The sequence below is a fragment of the Aquabacterium sp. A08 genome, assembly GCF_011742065.1.
Genome location: NZ_JAAQQT010000480.1, coordinates 1 through 485, shown reverse-complemented (window position 1 = coordinate 485; position 485 = coordinate 1). Strand labels below are relative to the sequence as shown.

At 69.9% G+C, this 485-nt stretch carries 2 protein-coding genes; one reads left to right on the top strand and one right to left on the bottom strand.

Going from position 1 to position 485, the window contains the following annotated elements; genetic code table 11:
• On the top strand, window positions 1–93 hold a 93-nt coding region (locus tag HA630_RS27310), incomplete at its 5' end, for a 4Fe-4S dicluster domain-containing protein (RefSeq protein WP_157826905.1).
• 32 nt (window positions 94–125) lie between these two features.
• Here HA630_RS27310 and HA630_RS27305 read toward each other — a convergent pair.
• The coding region (locus HA630_RS27305) for a Crp/Fnr family transcriptional regulator (RefSeq protein WP_166831996.1) at window positions 126–485 on the bottom strand (360 nt) is incomplete at its 5' end.

Here is a 485-nt window from a genome sequence, read left to right as displayed (position 1 = left end):
CACTGCAAGACCTGCGACATCAAGGACCCGACGCAGAACATCGTCTGGGTCACGCCCGAGGGCGGTGGCGGGCCCAATTACGCGGGGATGTGAGGATCGGCGGCGCGCAGTGCGCCGCTGCCACTTCAATCCGCGTCGTCGATCGCGGGCCAATCCACCGTTGGGGTGGCGTCGGCGGGCGCGTCCAGGGCCTGGTTCAAGGTCCGGTTCATCTGGGCAAACAGCTGCAGCTTGCGGGTCAGGTCGCGCAGGTGGCCCGCCATGCGCTGCGCCAAGGTCAGCAACAAACGGCTCGCCACCGCCGGGTGCTCGTCCATCAGACGCTCCAACTCGTCGCGGCCCAGGGCGGCCAGCCGCAGTTCGGTGCTGGCCACACAGCTGGCCGAACGCGGGCCGCCGTCCAGCAGGCTGAGCTCTCCGATCCAGCTGCCTGGCCCCATGACGCGCACCACCATGCCGGCCGCCTCCAGCTGCAGGGCCTGGCT